This is a genomic window from Crocosphaera sp. XPORK-15E (assembly GCF_034931425.1).
GTDB lineage: Bacteria > Cyanobacteriota > Cyanobacteriia > Cyanobacteriales > Microcystaceae > UHCC-0190.
In genome coordinates, this window is record NZ_JAYGHQ010000009.1 from 121,415 (window position 1) to 138,740 (window position 17,326).

Annotated in this window: 14 protein-coding genes, 1 tRNA gene and 1 pseudogene; 10 read left to right on the forward strand and 6 right to left on the reverse strand. The window is 41.8% G+C overall.

The window, feature by feature from the left end; all coding sequences use genetic code 11:
* Positions 1-13: 13 nt before the first annotated feature.
* The 5 genes from VB691_RS11260 (at position 14) to secA (ending at position 8,777) form a co-directional block, all read left to right on the forward strand.
* Entirely contained in the window at positions 14-1,423 is a 1,410-nt protein-coding gene (locus VB691_RS11260) for a cobyrinate a,c-diamide synthase (RefSeq protein ID WP_323291585.1), read from the forward strand.
* Between the two features lie 542 nt (positions 1,424-1,965).
* Positions 1,966-3,969, forward strand: a complete 2,004-nt coding sequence (locus tag VB691_RS11265; RefSeq protein WP_323291586.1) for an iron uptake porin — start codon at positions 1,966-1,968, stop codon at positions 3,967-3,969.
* Between the two features lie 189 nt (positions 3,970-4,158).
* Positions 4,159-5,121 (forward strand): cysteine synthase A, encoded by a 963-nt coding sequence (gene cysK, locus VB691_RS11270; RefSeq protein WP_323291587.1) that lies wholly within the window; start codon positions 4,159-4,161, stop codon positions 5,119-5,121.
* Between the two features lie 40 nt (positions 5,122-5,161).
* Positions 5,162-5,857, forward strand: a complete 696-nt coding sequence (locus VB691_RS11275) for a J domain-containing protein (RefSeq protein WP_323291588.1) — start codon at positions 5,162-5,164, stop codon at positions 5,855-5,857.
* 121 nt (positions 5,858-5,978) lie between these two features.
* Positions 5,979-8,777: a preprotein translocase subunit SecA gene (secA, locus tag VB691_RS11280; RefSeq protein WP_323291589.1), complete on the forward strand. Its 2,799-nt coding sequence runs from the start codon at positions 5,979-5,981 to the stop codon at positions 8,775-8,777.
* 87 nt (positions 8,778-8,864) lie between these two features.
* Here the strand turns inward: secA and VB691_RS11285 are convergent.
* Positions 8,865-8,949 (reverse strand) — tRNA-Ser (locus tag VB691_RS11285).
* 311 nt (positions 8,950-9,260) lie between these two features.
* Here VB691_RS11285 and metG point away from each other — a divergent pair.
* The 4 genes from metG (at position 9,261) to nblR (ending at position 13,506) form a co-directional block, all read left to right on the forward strand.
* Positions 9,261-10,868 carry a methionine--tRNA ligase gene (gene metG / locus VB691_RS11290; RefSeq protein WP_323291590.1) on the forward strand — a complete coding sequence of 536 codons (1,608 nt, stop codon included), beginning with the start codon at positions 9,261-9,263 and terminating at the stop codon, positions 10,866-10,868.
* Between the two features lie 131 nt (positions 10,869-10,999).
* A complete protein-coding gene (locus VB691_RS11295; protein ID WP_323291591.1) occupies positions 11,000-11,608 on the forward strand; it encodes an NYN domain-containing protein in 609 nt (202 codons plus the stop codon).
* A gap of 42 nt (positions 11,609-11,650) precedes the next feature.
* Complete coding sequence (gene lptC / locus VB691_RS11300) at positions 11,651-12,829, forward strand: LPS export ABC transporter periplasmic protein LptC (protein WP_323291592.1); 1,179 nt, start codon at positions 11,651-11,653, stop codon at positions 12,827-12,829.
* A complete protein-coding gene (gene nblR, locus VB691_RS11305) occupies positions 12,826-13,506 on the forward strand; it encodes a response regulator transcription factor NblR (RefSeq protein WP_323291593.1) in 681 nt (226 codons plus the stop codon). Before lptC ends, nblR begins: the two co-directional genes overlap by 4 nt.
* Before the next feature lie 121 nt (positions 13,507-13,627).
* Here nblR and VB691_RS11310 read toward each other — a convergent pair whose 3' ends face one another.
* Both VB691_RS11310 and VB691_RS11315 read right to left on the reverse strand, forming a co-directional pair.
* The gene (locus VB691_RS11310) at positions 13,628-13,963 is read right to left on the reverse strand and encodes a XisI protein (RefSeq protein ID WP_323291594.1); all 336 of its coding nucleotides are present in this window, start codon (positions 13,961-13,963) and stop codon (positions 13,628-13,630) included.
* Positions 13,951-14,367, reverse strand: coding sequence for a XisH family protein (locus VB691_RS11315; protein ID WP_323291595.1), 417 nt, complete (start codon positions 14,365-14,367; stop codon positions 13,951-13,953). The genes VB691_RS11310 and VB691_RS11315 overlap by 13 nt, the downstream gene beginning before the upstream one ends.
* 174 nt (positions 14,368-14,541) lie before the next feature.
* On the opposite strand from VB691_RS11315, the pseudogene VB691_RS11320 reads away from it, so the two are divergent.
* Positions 14,542-14,865 (forward strand): annotated as a pseudogene (locus tag VB691_RS11320) (hypothetical protein); the annotation flags it as partial.
* 99 nt (positions 14,866-14,964) lie between these two features.
* Here VB691_RS11320 and VB691_RS11325 read toward each other — a convergent pair.
* The 3 genes from VB691_RS11325 to ahcY form a co-directional block, all read right to left on the reverse strand.
* Positions 14,965-15,171 (reverse strand): hypothetical protein, encoded by a 207-nt coding sequence (locus VB691_RS11325; RefSeq protein WP_323291597.1) that lies wholly within the window; start codon positions 15,169-15,171, stop codon positions 14,965-14,967.
* 111 nt (positions 15,172-15,282) lie between these two features.
* Positions 15,283-15,906, reverse strand: a complete 624-nt coding sequence (locus VB691_RS11330) for an exopolysaccharide biosynthesis protein (protein ID WP_323291598.1) — start codon at positions 15,904-15,906, stop codon at positions 15,283-15,285.
* Between the two features lie 88 nt (positions 15,907-15,994).
* The gene (gene ahcY / locus VB691_RS11335; RefSeq protein ID WP_323291599.1) at positions 15,995-17,272 is read right to left on the reverse strand and encodes an adenosylhomocysteinase; all 1,278 of its coding nucleotides are present in this window, start codon (positions 17,270-17,272) and stop codon (positions 15,995-15,997) included.
* Positions 17,273-17,326: the final 54 nt, after the last annotated feature.

The following is a 17,326-nucleotide window of genomic DNA, read 5'->3' on the forward strand; positions in this document are numbered from 1 at the left end:
GCGGAGATAAAAAATGACCTTAATTATTGCCGGCGATCGCAGTGGAGTCGGAAAAACAACCATAACCCTGGCCCTCCTTGCATTTTTAGTCAAAAAAGGCCATCAAGTACAATCCTTTAAAGTGGGGCCAGACTATATTGACCCCATGTTTCATACTTATATAACAGGTCGTCCCTGTCGTAATTTAGACCCCATTCTCACCTCAGAAACCTACCTTAAAGCCTGTTTTCAACATCATAGCCAAGGGGTAGACTATGGCCTAATAGAAGGCGTGATGGGGCTATTTGATGGGGTTCCGATTGATAAATTAGAGCTTATAGATACATTTCCTAAAACATCCCTAAATTATGGGAGTACCGCGCACATTGCCAGACTTTTAAAGATACCAGTAGTTCTCGTCATTGATTGTAGTCGCTTATCCGGTTCAGTAGCTGCGATCGCTCATGGGTATCGTTCCCTTGACCCCAACCTTGAGATCTTAGGAGTAATTTTAAATCGTGTAGGCAGCGATCGCCATCTCACCCTACTGGAAACCGCCCTACTGCCCCTTAATCTTCCCATTCTCGGCAGTCTCCGCCGTCAAGATACCTTAACAATTCCCGATCGCCATTTAGGGTTAGTTCCCACCGATGAATTAAAAGATCTCAATATTTTCGTTGAAAAATTAGCCCACCTGGCCCAAACCGCTTTCAACTGGGATCTTCTCCTCCCTCATCTCACCTCCCACACCTCCCACACCTCCCACACCTCCCACACTCCCCACACCTCCCACACTCCCACAAAAATAGCGATCGCCCGTGATCGAGCTTTTAACTTCTATTACGCCGATAACCTAGACATTCTCGAAAAATTAGGGGCAGAACTTATATTTTGGAGTCCGATCAACGATGAAACCTTACCAGAAGGAATAACAGGGTTATATTTTGGGGGTGGTTTCCCCGAAGTCTTTGCCGAAGCATTATCTCGTAATCAAAAAGCCCTCAAAGCGGTTAAACAAGCCATGATCAAAGGAATGCCCACCTATGCCGAATGTGGCGGCTTGATGTATTTATGTCAAGAAATCATCACCTTTGAAGATGAAGCTTGGGCCATGGTGGGAATTTTGCCCACCAGCGCGAAAATGGTCAAAACCCTGACCCTTGGGTATCGACAAGCGATCGCCTCTCAAGACAGTCTGTTGTTGAGAGCAGGGGAAACCCTTTGGGGCCATGAATTTCATCGCTCTGAGTTAACGAAAACCTCTCCTGACCCCTTATTCAAGTTATATAGCTGGCATTCTCCCAATTTAGGTTATGGCGAAGGATGGAAACCCTATAACCTACACGCATCCTACCTTCATCTACATTTTGGAGGTTGTTCTAGGGTAGCCGAAAAATTTTTGCGTCGCTGCCTTGATTTTTCTCAAAGACTTGCGCTAGACTAATTACAGTTGTTCTTGAAACAAAAACCATTTAGGTAGTAAAGGAGGTGATGCCCATGACCGATAGTAGTAGTAAAATCATGGGTCTCCTGGTTGAAGTTAGCCGGCTGTGCGCCGGAGCCGTTCTCTAGAAGTCAAATCCCCTTGGACGCGATCTTAGCTGGAGTTCCTTCCGGCAGTTAGGTTTCAATCAGAAGACCCCAAACTTAATAACCCCCCGTTCAGTGTTACCCCTTGAGAAGTAATGCGATCGGGGGGTCAAGTTTTTGGAGGCTTCTAAATTTTTTTAAAGTCAGTTGGTCAACTTTTAAAGTTAACGCTACACTAAATAGTAGTCGTACTTCATGCACTGGCTAATGAAGAATCTAAAGATGACCCAAACAACTCCCAACCCAGGGTAAAACTGTTAGAAAAACTAATCAAGCATTTTCCTACAGAAAAATTAAGGTTATCTATCGGCCGATTCTAAAAAGTCATGTATAATATTATGATAAGTGAGGCTATAAACTCTGTAGTCAACCTAATGGTGTGAGGAAAAGCTGAAAATGCTAAAATTATTGTGGAAAACGCTGCTGGTCAGTCCAGCAATTGTGGGTACTGCTTTAGCCGTTTCATCTGCTGCAATGGCAGTTGAAGGCCCGTCTCAGTCTGAGTTCTCCCAAAGTGCAACTGCGGGAATGGAAATCGCCCAGGCCCAAGACGAATTACTTGACAAGCTTGAAAATTACAGCCAAGAAGGTCAAACTAACACTAACGATCAGGTAACTAGCGTTAGTGAACTTCGTGACGTATCTCCTACAGATTGGGCTTATGAAGCCTTACGAAGCCTAGTTGAACGCTACGGTTGTATTGTTGGTTATCCTGACCGGACGTTTCGAGGCAATCGCGCCACATCCCGTTGGGAATTTGCCGCAGGTTTAAACGCTTGTTTAAACACGATGGAACGTTTGATCCAAGAAAACGTTGCGGTTTTACGGGAAGACATCGAAAAACTCAAGCGGTTAATGCAGGAATTTGAGGCAGAACTCGCCGCATTAGGAGCAAGAGTTGACAACCTCGAAGGTCGGGTTTCCTTCTTAGAAGATCACCAATTCTCCACTACCACCAAGTTAGTTGGGGAAGTAATCATGGCCGCAACCGCTGCGGGTGGTAGCCGTTCTTCTGAAGATAACCAAGCTGTTTTACAAGACCGGGTTCGTTTAAGCTTCAACACCAGTTTCAGTGGGGAAGACTTATTAGTAACCCGTTTATCTGCCAGTACGGGGACAGGAACCGATCGTTTTACATTGACCGAACCTAACTTACAGGTTATCAACCCCAACACAGGTCAACCCATTGGGATCGCCTTTGAAGAAAACCAACTGATCAACCCCACGGCGACCCAAACCTTTAATATTGGGCCTCGTCGTAACGAAGAAGATAACAACGTGGTGATTGACTGGGTTGGTTACTACGCTCCTATTCAACCCTATGGGAACCTTAAAATCAATACCTACGTTACTGCCTGGGGTGGTAAATGGTATGACTTCGTTCCCACCTTAAACCCCTATTTTGAAGACTTTGACGGTGGTAAAGGTTCCTTAAGTACCTTCGCACAACGTAACCCTATCTACCGAATTGGGGGTGGTGCTGGTGCTGGTATGAGCTTTGATGTGGGTTGGTTACAAAGTCTGTTAGGGCCTACCTCTCTGAGCTTTGGTTATTTAGCTGGAACCGCGAATAGTCCTTGCATCAACGGTGGTGGAGATCAGAGCCAAGATAGCTGTGTTAACAACAACGGCATCAACCCTGCTACTGGTGAAGAGTATGCGGAAAGCGCGGGCGGTAACGGTTTATTCAACGGTAACTATGGGGTGTTAGCGCAAATCAACACCAACCTATTTAACACAGTTAATGTTGCCTTTACCTTTATTAACGCTTACCACAAACCGGATAGTCCTATCTTCGGTCAAGGTGTTCCCACTGGGCCAGGGGAAGTGGGTACTTCCTTTGCTAACTTCTCTCGTTCTGAGTTGAATAACGCTTTTGCGAATGGGTCTGTTGGTTCTCCTGGAACTCCGACCACCACTTTTAATGGCAATGGTGACAATAGCGTTACTCCCAACCAAGTTAACCCCTTCGACATCGGCGGTAAAGTCACCAACAGTTATGGTGGTGCCTTAACCTGGCGGCTTGCTGAATGGTTAAACTTTAGTGCCTTTGGTTCTTATACCAACGTTCGCTTTATCGGTCGTGGTTTGAGTGCCGAGGTTTGGACAGGTGGTGGCGGTTTTGCCTTCCCTGACCTCTTTAAAGAAGGAAACCTCTTAGGTATCTTCGCTGGGGTTCAACCCTATTTAGGAGATGGTCGTCGTCCTACCACTGCTCAGTTCTCCAACTTTACCAGTCGTAACCCAGTCACGGCTGAAGTGTTCTACCGTTACCAAGTCACGGATAATATTTCTATCACCCCTGGTGTGATCTGGATCGGCAACCCCGACCAGTTTGTCAACCTGCAAGGTGCTGATGATGAAGTGATTGGAACCCTTCGCGGAACCTTCTCCTTCTAGGAATCTGATGACCCTGGTTTGATCTAAGCTCAAATAATCATAAGCCCTGCCATTAGGTAGGGTTTTTTGGTTTCGGAGTATCAAAGATAAAGTGAGATGAGATAAAGAAAGGATAAAAAATCCTGTCAACCTCAGCATCAGGGACTACAACCAAAGAACAAGTGCTAAATAATACCCACTAAAAGAAGAATGAAAATTGCCCACGATATTACAGAATTAATTGGTCGGACTCCCCTTGTGCGATTAAATCGCATTCCCCAAGCAGAGGGCTGTGTAGCTCAAATTGTGGTGAAATTAGAAGGAATGAACCCTGCCGCCTCGGTTAAAGACCGGATTGGGGTTAATATGATCAATGCAGCCGAACGGGAAGGATTAATTATTCCTGGCAAAACCCTGTTAGTAGAACCCACATCAGGCAATACAGGTATCGCCTTAGCTATGGCCGCCGCCGCCAAAGGTTACAAATTAATCTTAACCATGCCCGAAACCATGAGTAAAGAGCGTCGGGCCATGTTAAAAGCTTATGGGGCCCAATTAGAATTAACCCCAGGCAGTGAGGGAATGAGTGGTTGTATTCGTCGGGCCCAAGAATTAGTAGACACCTTGCCCAATGCTTATATGTTGCAACAATTTAATAATCCAGCTAACCCTGAAATTCATCGTTTAACCACCGCCGAGGAAATTTGGGAAGATACTAATGGACGGGTAGATATTTTAATTGCTGGAGTAGGGACAGGGGGAACCATTACCGGAATAGCAGAAGTCATTAAACAACGAAAAGCCACCTTTCAGGCGATCGCTGTTGAACCGGAAAATAGTCCCGTTTTATCAGGAGGTAAACCAGGAGGCCATAAAATTCAAGGTATTGGGGCTGGTTTTATTCCCGAAGTCCTCAAAGTCGAATTAATTGACGAAGTAGTGACAGTTACAGATGAAGAAGCCATAAATTATGGTAGACGACTGGCCAGGGAAGAAGGGTTACTCTCCGGTATTTCCACAGGGGCCGCCTTATGCGCGGCGATAAAAGTTGGACAACGCCCCGAAAATATCGGTAAACTAATTGTAATGATTCAACCCAGTTTCGGCGAACGTTACTTAAGTACACCCCTTTTCCAAGACTTAGAACCGCCTCAGTTAGCGATGATGAATTGAGGAAAGGGTTAGCCGCTGTTGTCCTCTTGTCCAGACTGTCATGACATCTACTAACCATTACCAAATCCTCGAAATCAGTCAAAGTGCCAGCCAAACAGAAATTAAACAGGCTTATCGGCGGCTAGCCAAACAATTCCATCCTGATAGCCAGAGTAAAACCGCTAACCACGATCAGATTATTCGGATCAATGCCGCTTATGAGGTGTTAGGTGATCCTCATCAGCGGCGTAGTTATGATCAGCGAATTATCCCTAACTATCCCTCGTCCCAACGACAACAGCGCACAGCCGAGGCCCAATATTATTATCAACGTCATCGAGCAGCCGAACAAGCATCAGTAGGGTTGCTTGATGAATGGTTAAAAAATGTTTACCAGCCTGTTGAACGCTTAGTTTCTCGGATCATTTATCGTTTAAATGATCAAATTGATGCTTTAGCAGCCGATCCCTTTGACGATCAATTAATAGCAGTGTTTCAAGATTATTTACGCTCATGTCGCAGCCAATTACAACAAGCAAAACATATTTTTTCCTCCCAAGCAAATCCCCCCAAATTAGCTAAAGTGGCTGCTGCGCTTTATTATTGTTTAAATCAGGTAGGGGACGGCATTGACGAATTAGACTGGTTTTCCTGTAATTATGATGACTCTCATCTACATACAGGTCAAGAATTGTTTCGCATTGGTTATCAGTTACTTAATGAAGCCCAGATGACGGTTCAAGGGATGAGGCGGTGAGGAGAAAAGGTCTTAAAATATCCCAAAAACCCAGGAAAATACTGAGGTCAAAACCCAAAATGATACAATTATAAGAGCCATCGCCCAAGATTGCGGTAAAATAAATCATAAAAAAACACCTATGCTTAAAGCCCTATTTGGTGATCCTAACACCCGAAAAGTTAAGAAATTTCAACCCCTTGTTACAGATATTAATCTGCTCGAAGAAGATATTCAAGCCTTGTCTGATGAGCAAATGAGGCAAAAAACCGTCGAATTTAGGGAAGCCCTCGATAAAGCCAACAATGATGAGGAATTAGAGGATATTTTAGACGAAATCCTACCGGAAGCCTTTGCTGTGGTACGAGAAGCGGGTATCCGTGTCCTAGGGATGCGTCATTTTGATGTACAATTACTCGGTGGTATGGTTCTCCATAAAGGGCAAATTGCCGAGATGAAGACAGGGGAAGGAAAAACCCTGGTAGCCACCCTTCCCGCCTATCTGAATGGACTCACAGGAAGGGGCGTTCATGTTGTTACCGTCAACGACTATTTAGCCCGTCGTGACGCAGAATGGATGGGACAAGTACACCGTTTTTTAGGGTTAACTGTGGGACTCATTCAGTCAGGAATGAACCCCGAAGAACGCAAGAAAAACTATGCTTGTGATATTACCTATACAACCAACAGTGAATTAGGCTTTGATTATTTACGGGATAACATGGCTACCTCCATGGCCGAAGTCGTACAACGTCCCCCGAATTACTGCATTATTGACGAAGTTGACTCAATTTTAATTGATGAAGCCCGTACCCCCTTAATTATTTCTGGGCAAGTAGAAAGACCTACAGAAAAGTATCTTAAAGCCTCTGAAATTGCCAAACAACTCGAAAGCCAAGAATCAGAAGACGACCCTAAAGAGTACGAAGTAGACGAAAAAGCCCGCAACGTTTTAATGACAGATCAAGGCTTTGAAAAGGCTGAACAATTACTTGGTGTTCAAGATTTATATGATCAAGAAAATCCTTGGGCCCACTATATTTTTAATGCCATCAAAGCTAAAGAATTATTCACCAAAGATGTGAATTATATCGTTAAAAATAAAGAGGTGGTCATCGTTGATGAATTTACCGGACGGGTATTAGCAGGAAGGCGTTGGAGTGATGGACTTCACCAAGCGATCGAAGCTAAAGAAGGGGTTCCCATTCAACGCGAAACTCAAACCCTAGCCACCATTACCTATCAAAACTTTTTCTTGTTATATTCTAAACTCTCAGGCATGACCGGAACCGCCAAAACTGAAGAAACGGAACTGGAAAAAGTCTATAACCTGCAAGTAACCATTATTCCCACTAACCGGCCCTCTCAACGGTATGATCTGCCTGATGTGGTCTATAAAACGGAACCCGCCAAATGGCAAGCAGTGGCCAACGAAGTTGATGAACTCTATACTATGGGCCGTCCTATTCTTGTAGGAACCACCAGCGTTGAAAAATCAGAGGTCATTGCTGCTTTACTACGACAAAAAAATATTCCCCATAATATCCTTAATGCCCGACCAGAAAACGTAGAACGGGAATCAGAAATTGTCGCCCAAGCAGGACGAAAAGGGGCTGTTACTATTGCTACCAACATGGCAGGACGGGGAACAGATATCATTTTAGGGGGGAACTCTGACTACATGGCCCGTCTGAAAATTCGGGAATACCTCATGCCACAAATTGTCATACCAGAAGATGATAACCTAATGGCTGGAATGGGGGGAAATAGTCGTCGTCCTCAAGGGTTTGGCAAGGATAAGAAAAAGAAAAAATGGCAACCCTCAGCAGATATTTTTCCCACCAAACTCTCACAAGACACAGAAAATTTGCTGAAAGAAACGGTTAAATTGGCCGTGACAGAATATGGACAACAAAGCTTGTCTGAATTAGAAGCGGAAGAAAAAATTGCTATTGCTTCAGAAAAGGCCCCCACGGATGATCCAGTGATTCAAAAATTACGGGAAGTCTATAAGGCCATTCGCAAAGAATATGATGCTTTGACGGATAAAGAACATGATGAAGTGGTGGAATTAGGCGGCCTTCATGTGATGGGAACTGAACGCCATGAGTCCCGTCGGATCGATAATCAGTTACGGGGACGGGCCGGACGACAAGGCGACCCAGGATCTACCAAATTCTTCTTAAGTTTAGAAGATAATTTGTTAAGAATCTTTGGCGGCGATCGCGTGGCCGGGTTAATGAATGCCTTCCGAGTGGAAGAAGATATGCCTATTGAATCAAAAATGTTGACCCGTTCCCTAGAAGGGGCCCAGAAAAAAGTAGAAACTTTCTACTATGACACCCGTAAACAGGTGTTTGAATATGATGAGGTAATGAATAACCAACGTCGGGCCATTTATGCGGAACGTCGTCGGGTATTGGAAGGGTTAGATCTCAAAGAACAGGTGTTGCAATATGCAGAAAAAACAATGGATGAAATTGTTGAGGCTTACGTTAACCCTGAATTACCTCCCGAAGAATGGGACATGGAAAACCTAGTCAATAAGGTTAAGGAATTCGTCTATCTGCTGCAAGATATCACCACGAAAGACATGGAAGATATGACAGTGGGTGAAATGAAAATTTTCTTTCATGAGGAGGTTCGCAAAGCCTACGATATTAAAGAAGATGAAGTGGATAAGGTACGTCCTGGTTTAATGCGAGAGGCCGAACGCTTCTTTATTTTGCAGCAAATTGATACATTATGGCGAGAACATTTACAATCAATGGATGCTTTAAGGGAGTCCATTGGGTTACGAGGGTACGGACAAAAAGATCCCCTGATTGAATACAAACAGGAGGGTTATGAAATGTTCTTAGAGATGATGATCGATATTCGTCGCAATGTTGTCTATTCTCTGTTCCAGTTTCAACCTCAAGGACAACCTCAAGCGGTTTAACACAGGACTGACGTAACGCCTGTAGATATTGAGTGTGTTGGTAGGGTCAATTCATGAATTGACCCCACGGTAGTCAGGGGATAAAAACGGAGAGGGTGGGATTCGAACCCACGTTGGCTTTCACCAAACCCGATTTCAAGTCGGGCGCGTTCGACCACTCTGCCACCTCTCCTCGACAAGCCATTAACCATTCTAACAGAAGTTGGGACAAGGATTATCCCCTTTCCCATTTTCTTTTGTTTATTTCTCCGTTCATATCACAAAAAAATTTTTTTAAACGGTTTACTTGAATTATCTTTATACTTCCTTAAATTCTCTTAATAAAGACACCTTAAGAATATTTTTATTGATGGAAGATAGAAAAATCAGTTAATACTAAAGGAATGATAGAGAAAAAAACAGCTAAAATAAATTATTAGCAATCTCTTTCGCCATACCCAACCATATCAAGAGACACTTTTTATTGAAATCTGATAAATTTAGATGACCCTAGAAAAAACAAACCCTTTAAAATTTTCCCTAACGACCCCGTTGTATTATGTAAATGGTGTCCCTCACATCGGCAGTGCCTATACAACGATGATCGCCGATGTCATCGCTCGTCATAAGCGACAAAAGGGAGAAAAAGTCCTATTAATCACCGGAACCGACGAACATGGGCAGAAAATCCAACGAACAGCCCAAGAAAAAGGAGTACCTCCCCAAGAACATTGTGATCAGATAGTGTCCAGTTTCGAGTCCCTCTGGCAAAAATTGGATATTCAATATGATCGCTTTAGTCGCACAACCGCCCCCCGTCATCAAGCTATTGTCAATGAATTTTGGGAACGGGTTGAGAAGAATGGTGACATCTATTTAGCCCAGCAACAGGGATGGTATTGTGTCCCTTGCGAAGAATTTAAAGAAAAACGGGAATTATTAGAAAATGGGTGTTGTCCCCTTCATCCCAATAAAAAAGCCGAATGGCGCGATGAAGAAAACTATTTTTTTAGATTATCTAAATATCAAGAAAAACTAGAAGAACTCTATCAGAAAAATCCCCAATTTATTGAACCAGAAAGCCGTCGCAATGAAGTCATAAACTTTGTTAGTCAGGGATTACAAGATTTTTCTATTTCTCGCGTCAATTTAGAATGGGGCTTTCCTGTTCCTGGAAACCCCAAACATACCATTTATGTGTGGTTTGACGCGCTTTTAGCCTATGTTACCGCCTTACTCGAACCAGAACAAGACCCCACCTTAGATAATGCGCTTTCTCAGTGGTGGCCCATTAATTTGCATTTAATTGGTAAAGATATTTTACGATTTCATGCTGTTTATTGGCCAGCCATGTTGATGTCAGCAAAACTGCCCTTACCCCAAAGAATTTTTGGTCATGGGTTTCTAACAAAAGATGGGCAAAAAATGGGGAAAAGCTTAGGAAATACCCTAGATCCATTTAAGTTAGTAGATAATTATGGTGCGGATGGCCTGCGCTACTATTTCTTAAAAGAGATAGAATGTGGGAAGGATGGTGATTTTAACGAAACCCGTTTTGTTAACATTCTTAACGCTGATTTGGCCAATGACTTAGGAAATCTTCTTAATCGCACATTAGGAATGATGCAAAAATACTGTCAAGGGTCAATACCTGCTTTGACAGCAGCGGATTTACCTCAAGGTCATCCCCTAAAAACCATTGGGTTAGACCTAGGGGAACGGGTGGTTAATGCCTATGAAACCTTAAAATTTAACGAGGGATGTGAGGAAATTTTGACGTTAATTCGGGCCGGTAATAAATTCATTGATGAACAGGCCCCTTGGCGTTTATTTAAAGAGGGACAACAGCCCGAAGTGGAAAGGATTCTATACGCTGTGTTAGAATCAGTGCGCCTTGCTGCTTATTTACTCGCTCCCATTATTCCCAATCTGAGTGGCAAAATCTACCAACAATTAGGTTTTTCTATAGACTTTAATCAGGGGGATAACCTCCCTCAGATTGCACCCTTTAACCAACATAGTCAATGGGGAAAAATTACCGCCAATCAAAACCTACCTAAACCTCAGCCCATTTTTGCAAAACTTGAGCTTCCGTCGGAGGAAAGCTCTTAAAAAACTAAAAATTAAAGTTTTTTTCCGATTTTTGTGTTAAAACCATCTCAAATCTCATGAAATACAAACCTGAACTGACAAATAACTTTCACAACCCATCCTTTTTTGATGATCAACGAGGTATAACAACAATGTTTGACGATTTTGAAGACAATTCTATTTTTACAGCAGAACAAGTATTAGAAAATCGGGGACGAGTCGCCATTTTTATCGATGGCTCTAACTTATTTTACGCTGCGCTACAATTGGGCATCGAGATTGATTATACTAAGCTACTTTATCGCCTCACGGGGGGATCTCGCTTATTAAGAGCCTTTTTCTATACGGGGGTAGATCGCAGCAACGAAAAACAACAAGGGTTCTTGCTGTGGATGCGACGCAACGGCTATCGTGTTATTGCTAAAGACTTAGTTCAACTGCCTGATGGTTCCAAAAAAGCTAATTTAGACGTGGAAATTGCCGTTGATTTAATGGCCTTAGTGGGGGCCTATGATACGGCCGTGATCGTCAGTGGAGATGGAGATTTAGCCTATGCTGCTGATGCCGTTAGTTATCGCGGGGCCCGCATTGAAGTGGTTAGCCTTCGTTCCATGACCAGTGATAGTCTAATTAATGTGGCAGATCGTTACATTGATCTTGATCAAATCAAAGAGGATATCCAAAAAAACCCAAAACCTAATTTGTCATCTTATAACAGTTATTCGGGAGTTGGTCTTCTCGATCAAAATAAGCAACGATAGCGTTAGAGTAATAGGGACACATCTGATTGATCAAAGAAGGTGATGAACCAATACAATACATTCAAACAACAGCATTCCCTGCACTATGGACTACTAAAAGGGGGAGTGCTGCTGCTATTACTCAGTTTGATCGCTTGTCAATCCGGTAAACAAGCTGAAAAAAAACCAGACAGTCAGGCCGAGGAAACCCGAAACGAAACCAGTTTAATGCTCAATGATGCCACCTTAGAACAATCTAATGAGGAAGGAAAACTTATTTGGAAAATTCAGGTGGACGAAGCGAAATACAGTCCCGATCGCAAAAAAGCGAATTTAACCGCAGTCAAAGGCAATATTTTCCAAGACGGGAAGATTGTTTTGCAAATTAAGGCTGATCAGGGTGAAATTTACCGCGACGGCACAGAAATTTTCCTCAAGAAGAATATTCTCGCAGTTGATCCCCGCAATAAAGCGGTAATTCGCAGTCAGGAAGTAGAATGGCGGCCAAAAGACTCTTTATTGATCGTTAGGAAAGACTTAAAGGGTTCTCATCCACAACTTGAAGTTTCTGCCAAAGAAGGGAAATATAATACCCGTGAACAAAAATTAGAATTAACGGGGCAAATTGTCGGAACTTCTGAAAAGAAAAGCTTACTGTTAAAAACGGAACATTTAATCTGGGAAATTCCGAAACAAACTATTATCGCCGATCGCTTGTTAAAATTGGCCAGGTTTCAAAATAAAATTATTACGGATAATTTAACTGCTAACCGTGCTACCGTACATTTGGATAAAAAACAAGTTGTCATCAAAGAGAATATTGAATTTAAGTCAGTTAAACCTCCGGTACAAGTGGCCAGCAATGAAATTATTTGGAACTATAAAACCCGTCAAGTTCGGTCAGAAAAACCCGTTAAACTGATTCACTATCAAGATAATGTTACGATTACAGGGAATCAAGCACAGGTTGAATTTGCCCAAAATATTGCCTATCTTAAAGGTGGGGTGCAAGGGTCTAGTCAAAGCAATGAAGCTAAATTGTACGCCAATAATTTAACCTGGAATATGGCATCTCAAACTATTGAAGCGGTTGGGAATGTGATTTATGAACAACACAATCCGCAATTTAATCTGACGGGAGAAAAAGCCGTCGGTACATTGAATAATAAGAACATTATCGTTACTAATAGTAATCGTCAAGAGCGTGTCGTAACAGAAATTTTCCCAGATCAAAATCAATGAGCTTAAATCCTTGTATTCTGCTTGTACAATTAGATGAACCTTTGAGTCAACGAGTCTGTCTTGATTTAAGGGAAGGGGGTTATACTCCTATTGCGATCGCAGATGTGTCTCAGTCTTTAGAAGCGATTAAGAATTATCAACCTGGGATGGTGGTGATTAATCGTCAGGGGACGGGACAAGCTGGTTTAGGGTTATGTCGTCAGTTGAGAGAGATGGGAAACTCGGTGATTGTGATCATGTTGGTTGACCGAGAAACCGTCGAAGAAAGGGTGACTTGTTTGGAGTCTGGGGCCGATGATTTTTTATTAAAAACGGATTATACCCAAACTCTATTAAAATTAGTTCGCTTTTATTTGACTCCTCCGAAAGTGATTAAAGAACAATTGCAATTTGGGGATGTGATTGTTGATTTGACAACTAGGCAACTTTTTATTAATCAGAAAGTGATTGATTTAACCATGAAAGAATTTGAACTTTTGAAGTATTTTATGTCTCATCCTCAAGAAGTTTTAGGGAGGGATAAAATTTTAGAAAATGTTTGGGGAGAAGATTTTCAGGGAGAGTCTAATGTGATTGAGGTTTATATTCGTTATTTGCGTTTAAAAATAGAAAGTGAAGGTCATAAACGTCTTATTCATACGGTTCGAGGAGTTGGTTATGTTTTACGAGAAGGGTGATGAAGGGTTGATAAGTTGGAGTTGATTCTGGGTTAAGTTAGTAGGATCTTAAGCTATTTGTGAAGATTTTTCTAACAATTATCAACCTAATATTGTCGGTAAGATCTTGTCTGAGATTAACCTAACCAACAGCAAAACCTGTATATTGTCTGAGCAAAGGTTCATGAAATGCCAAAACAATATCTTCCTTTGGTACTCCTAATTTAACTAATTCATCTGCTATACCAATCTCAGTTCCATCATGTTGTATCCAAATCTTGCCATTTTTAATATCCAAATGCAAAACACAACCATGCTGCCGTCGTCTGTTTTTCCAACCAACATACATCAACTGATAATGATCGCCAGAGATATCAAAAATCAATTGTTGTTCAATTTCATCCTTAGCTGAACTTAACTGAGCATATTCTGTGATAACTTGTTGTACATAATTGCGATATTGCTCTAGTTTTTCCATTGCACAATTACCTCCTTAATCGGATCATAAATTATGATTTTGAGTTGGGAACGCTCAACAACTGTTTTGATAAATTGCAATTGAAAGAAAGAGTAATAAATGCCTGAAGGAACAGCTAAATATAAAACTCGTTCTGGCTGTTGTTCTTCTAGTGCCACACGATAATTAAAAAATTGTCCAATAGCTTGATGAAATTGAGAAATATTGGATGTACCAATAAAACTCTTAATTTCCACCGCTATTTTTTCTCCGGCTTTTTCAGCGGCTAAAACTTGCTCTGCACCGAGATCAATATACATTTCCACATCACCAACTTCAATCCTCAAAGGGTCATCTGTAATTATCCAACCTTCTTTTTCCAATCCTTTTGTAACTGCGTCATGAAAAATATCTTTAGCTGGCATCGACTTCAAAAAATCAGTCTTATTTATCCATAATTTTAGCATCTAGTTACCTTGTGGGCAAGGATTGATGAATTGAATAAATTGTTAACCCTAGATTCCCTGTGAGATTCTGTCTGAAATTAACGCTAAAATGAGAGGATAATGCCACCAGACTACCCAGAGCCAAAAAAGCTTATGATAGCTGCTAATATAGCTTCGACCACCGAACTAATTCCGAGATTAGAAAACGGCGATAAACTAACCCGTATTGAGTTTGAGCGTCGTTATCAGGCAATGCCCCAGCATCAAAAAGCCGAACTAATTGAAGGAATAGTTTATATGGCATCTCCATTAAGATTTGAAAGTCATGCCGAGCCTCTGCAAGAATATTTAGTGTGGCGAGTTCATGACCGTCAATTCGATTGGTTTAGATTAAATAATGGGGAATATATTCAACTTGAGCCTAATGCCGATGGTACAATTTTCTCTCAAATATTCCCTGGGTTGTGGTTAGATATTGAAACCTGATTGATATAATTTTAATATTCCTGATAATCGAGAAGTTTCAGCTTTTTCCATTTCTTGAGAAGTTTTAAAAATGGCTCATCCCAGACAATCTTAATCATCATCTAAAGCACTCATTAAGTCAGCCACAGTACCAGATGTAACTTGTCCTTGCTCATAATTTTCTTCAGCTTGTTTACCTCTAGCAGCAATCTGCGATCGCTTGAGATCACGCATTCTTTTATTAAGAGTATCAGCAATGAAATATTGCTCATCTTCAGTAAGGGAAGAAATAGTGTTCAAAATTTCGTTAACATTCATAAGTAGTCGGGCAATAGGTAGTTACCTAATATTTTATCAAAGGTCAAAAATAACTAAAAAAAAGGATAGAGACATTTAATGAAAAATTAATCTCTATCCCCTATCTAAAACTTAACGACCTAAAGACTCTTTAATCATGTCTAAAAGACTACTTCCTCCCCAAATTACTGCCATAATAATTGAAGTAGAAAGAATACCCGCAATCACACAAACAACGAGTCCAGCAAGACTAATAAAGCCATCATCTTCTTGAAGTCCAAAAGCAGTTATAAAAATTCCTATAGCGGGTAAAGTATTGGTTCCAGGAATAGGAATCATCATAGAAATAGCCATTAAACAAATAGCAACCCCGATGATAACGCGACCAGGAACACTGGTACAAATATAAGTCATTCTGGGGCGAGTGATTGCTTCAATGCGTTTTAACCAAGGATTACCTGCTTTAATAAACTTCTGCACAGTTTCCAGTTTCATTGACCCTTTTTTCATCTTTTCAGGCAGCCAAGGAATTTTAGATCCGGCAATCATTTGAACCGCCAATAAAAAGATTAAAATGCCAAAAGGAGTGGAATAACCAGGAGCAGGAACAGGCAAAGCAGAGGGTAAGGAGAGAATGACTAATAAAAAGCCAAAAATTCGTTCTCCTGTTAATTCGAGAATATCCCCTAACTTAACATCAGAAGAACGGTCTTCTGACCAAAAATATTTTTCTAGTTCCGTTGACAATTTAGCCATAATTCAAAAATTTTAAAACGACTTTACCCAAAAATAAATAAAGAGAAAGGTGGGCAATGCCCACCCCATGAGAAGTATTAACCAGGGCTTATGTTCCCACTGTCCAAGAGTTGATATATTCTTCTTGCTCAGAGGTTAAAGTATCAATGCTAATACCCATTGCTTTGAGTTTTAAGCTGGCAATGTTTTGATCGAGTTCTTTAGGAATGTTGTAAATTCCAGGGGCTAACTTGCCTTTATTTGTGACTAAATATTCACAAGCTAAGGCTTGGTTAGCAAAACTCATATCCATAACTGCGCTAGGATGACCTTCAGCCGCAGCTAAATTAATTAAGCGGCCTTCTCCTAAGACAACAATAGACTTACCACTAGGTAAAGTATATTTTTGGGTAAAGTTGCGAACTTCCTTAACATCAGTAGCTTTCGCGCCTAAAGATTTGAGGTCAATTTCAATATCAAAGTGACCAGAATTACAAACCATGGCCCCATCTTTCATCACCTCAAAATGTTCGGGACGAATGACGTGCTTATTACCTGTTACGGTGATAAAGAGATCTCCGTGAGTAGCAGCTTCAGCCATGGGCATAACACGGAAACCATCCATCGCCGCTTCAATCGCTCTTACGGGGTCAATTTCCGTTACGATTACATTAGCACCGAGGCCACGGGCCCGCATAGCAACCCCTTTACCACACCAACCATAACCAGCGACAACAGCCACTTTACCCGCCAACAGAACATTAGTGGCGCGGATAACACCATCTAGGGTAGATTGGCCAGTACCATAGCGGTTATCAAAGAAATGCTTGGTATCAGCATCATTGACATTCATCGCGGGAAAGGTGAGAACCCCATCTTTAAGCATGGCTAAAAGACGAACGATCCCTGTGGTGGTTTCTTCCGTAGTGCCGATGAGGTCACTGATTTGATGTTGACGTTCTTTAATTAAGGTAGCTACGACATCGCTACCATCATCGATAATAATGTTAGGTTTGTGATCGAGGGCAGTTTGAACGTGACGGCTATAAGTAGCGTTATCTTCCCCTTTGATGGCATAAACGGGAATGCCATAATCAGCCACTAAACAAGCAGCCACATCGTCTTGAGTAGAGAGAGGGTTACTGGCAATCAGAACAGCATCAGCACCACCCGCTTTGAGGGCGATCGCTAGGTGAGCGGTTTCAGTGGTGACATGACAACAAGCCGCGATCCGAATACCAGCAAAAGGCTTTTCTTTGGCAAAACGTTCTTGAATTTGGCGTAAAACTGGCATTTCACGACCTGCCCAGTCAATACGCTGTTTTCCCTTAGAGGCTAGGTTAATATCTTTGATCTCATATTTGGGTTTAATCGGAGTTGCAACCATAAGAGAGTGTTTCCTCGGCAATATTTATGTGTTAATTGGCCAGTTTAACTTAAG

What these genes read in the sequence shown, in the direction of transcription:
- secA (WP_323291589.1), top strand. Translation starts at nt 5,979, where the DNA reads ATGCTTAAAGCCCTATTTGGTGATCCTAACACCCGAAAAGTTAAGAAA.
- VB691_RS11295 (WP_323291591.1), top strand. Translation starts at nt 11,000, where the DNA reads ATGTTTGACGATTTTGAAGACAATTCTATTTTTACAGCAGAACAAGTA.
- VB691_RS11275 (WP_323291588.1), top strand. Translation starts at nt 5,162, where the DNA reads ATGACATCTACTAACCATTACCAAATCCTCGAAATCAGTCAAAGTGCC.
- cysK (WP_323291587.1), top strand. Translation starts at nt 4,159, where the DNA reads ATGAAAATTGCCCACGATATTACAGAATTAATTGGTCGGACTCCCCTT.
- nblR (WP_323291593.1), top strand. Translation starts at nt 12,826, where the DNA reads ATGAGCTTAAATCCTTGTATTCTGCTTGTACAATTAGATGAACCTTTG.
- VB691_RS11265 (WP_323291586.1), top strand. Translation starts at nt 1,966, where the DNA reads ATGCTAAAATTATTGTGGAAAACGCTGCTGGTCAGTCCAGCAATTGTG.
- VB691_RS11310 (WP_323291594.1), bottom strand. Translation starts at nt 13,963, where the DNA reads ATGGAAAAACTAGAGCAATATCGCAATTATGTACAACAAGTTATCACA.
- ahcY (WP_323291599.1), bottom strand. Translation starts at nt 17,272, where the DNA reads ATGGTTGCAACTCCGATTAAACCCAAATATGAGATCAAAGATATTAAC.
- VB691_RS11325 (WP_323291597.1), bottom strand. Translation starts at nt 15,171, where the DNA reads ATGAATGTTAACGAAATTTTGAACACTATTTCTTCCCTTACTGAAGAT.
- lptC (WP_323291592.1), top strand. Translation starts at nt 11,651, where the DNA reads ATGAACCAATACAATACATTCAAACAACAGCATTCCCTGCACTATGGA.
- VB691_RS11315 (WP_323291595.1), bottom strand. Translation starts at nt 14,367, where the DNA reads ATGCCAGCTAAAGATATTTTTCATGACGCAGTTACAAAAGGATTGGAA.
- VB691_RS11330 (WP_323291598.1), bottom strand. Translation starts at nt 15,906, where the DNA reads ATGGCTAAATTGTCAACGGAACTAGAAAAATATTTTTGGTCAGAAGAC.
- VB691_RS11260 (WP_323291585.1), top strand. Translation starts at nt 14, where the DNA reads ATGACCTTAATTATTGCCGGCGATCGCAGTGGAGTCGGAAAAACAACC.
- metG (WP_323291590.1), top strand. Translation starts at nt 9,261, where the DNA reads ATGACCCTAGAAAAAACAAACCCTTTAAAATTTTCCCTAACGACCCCG.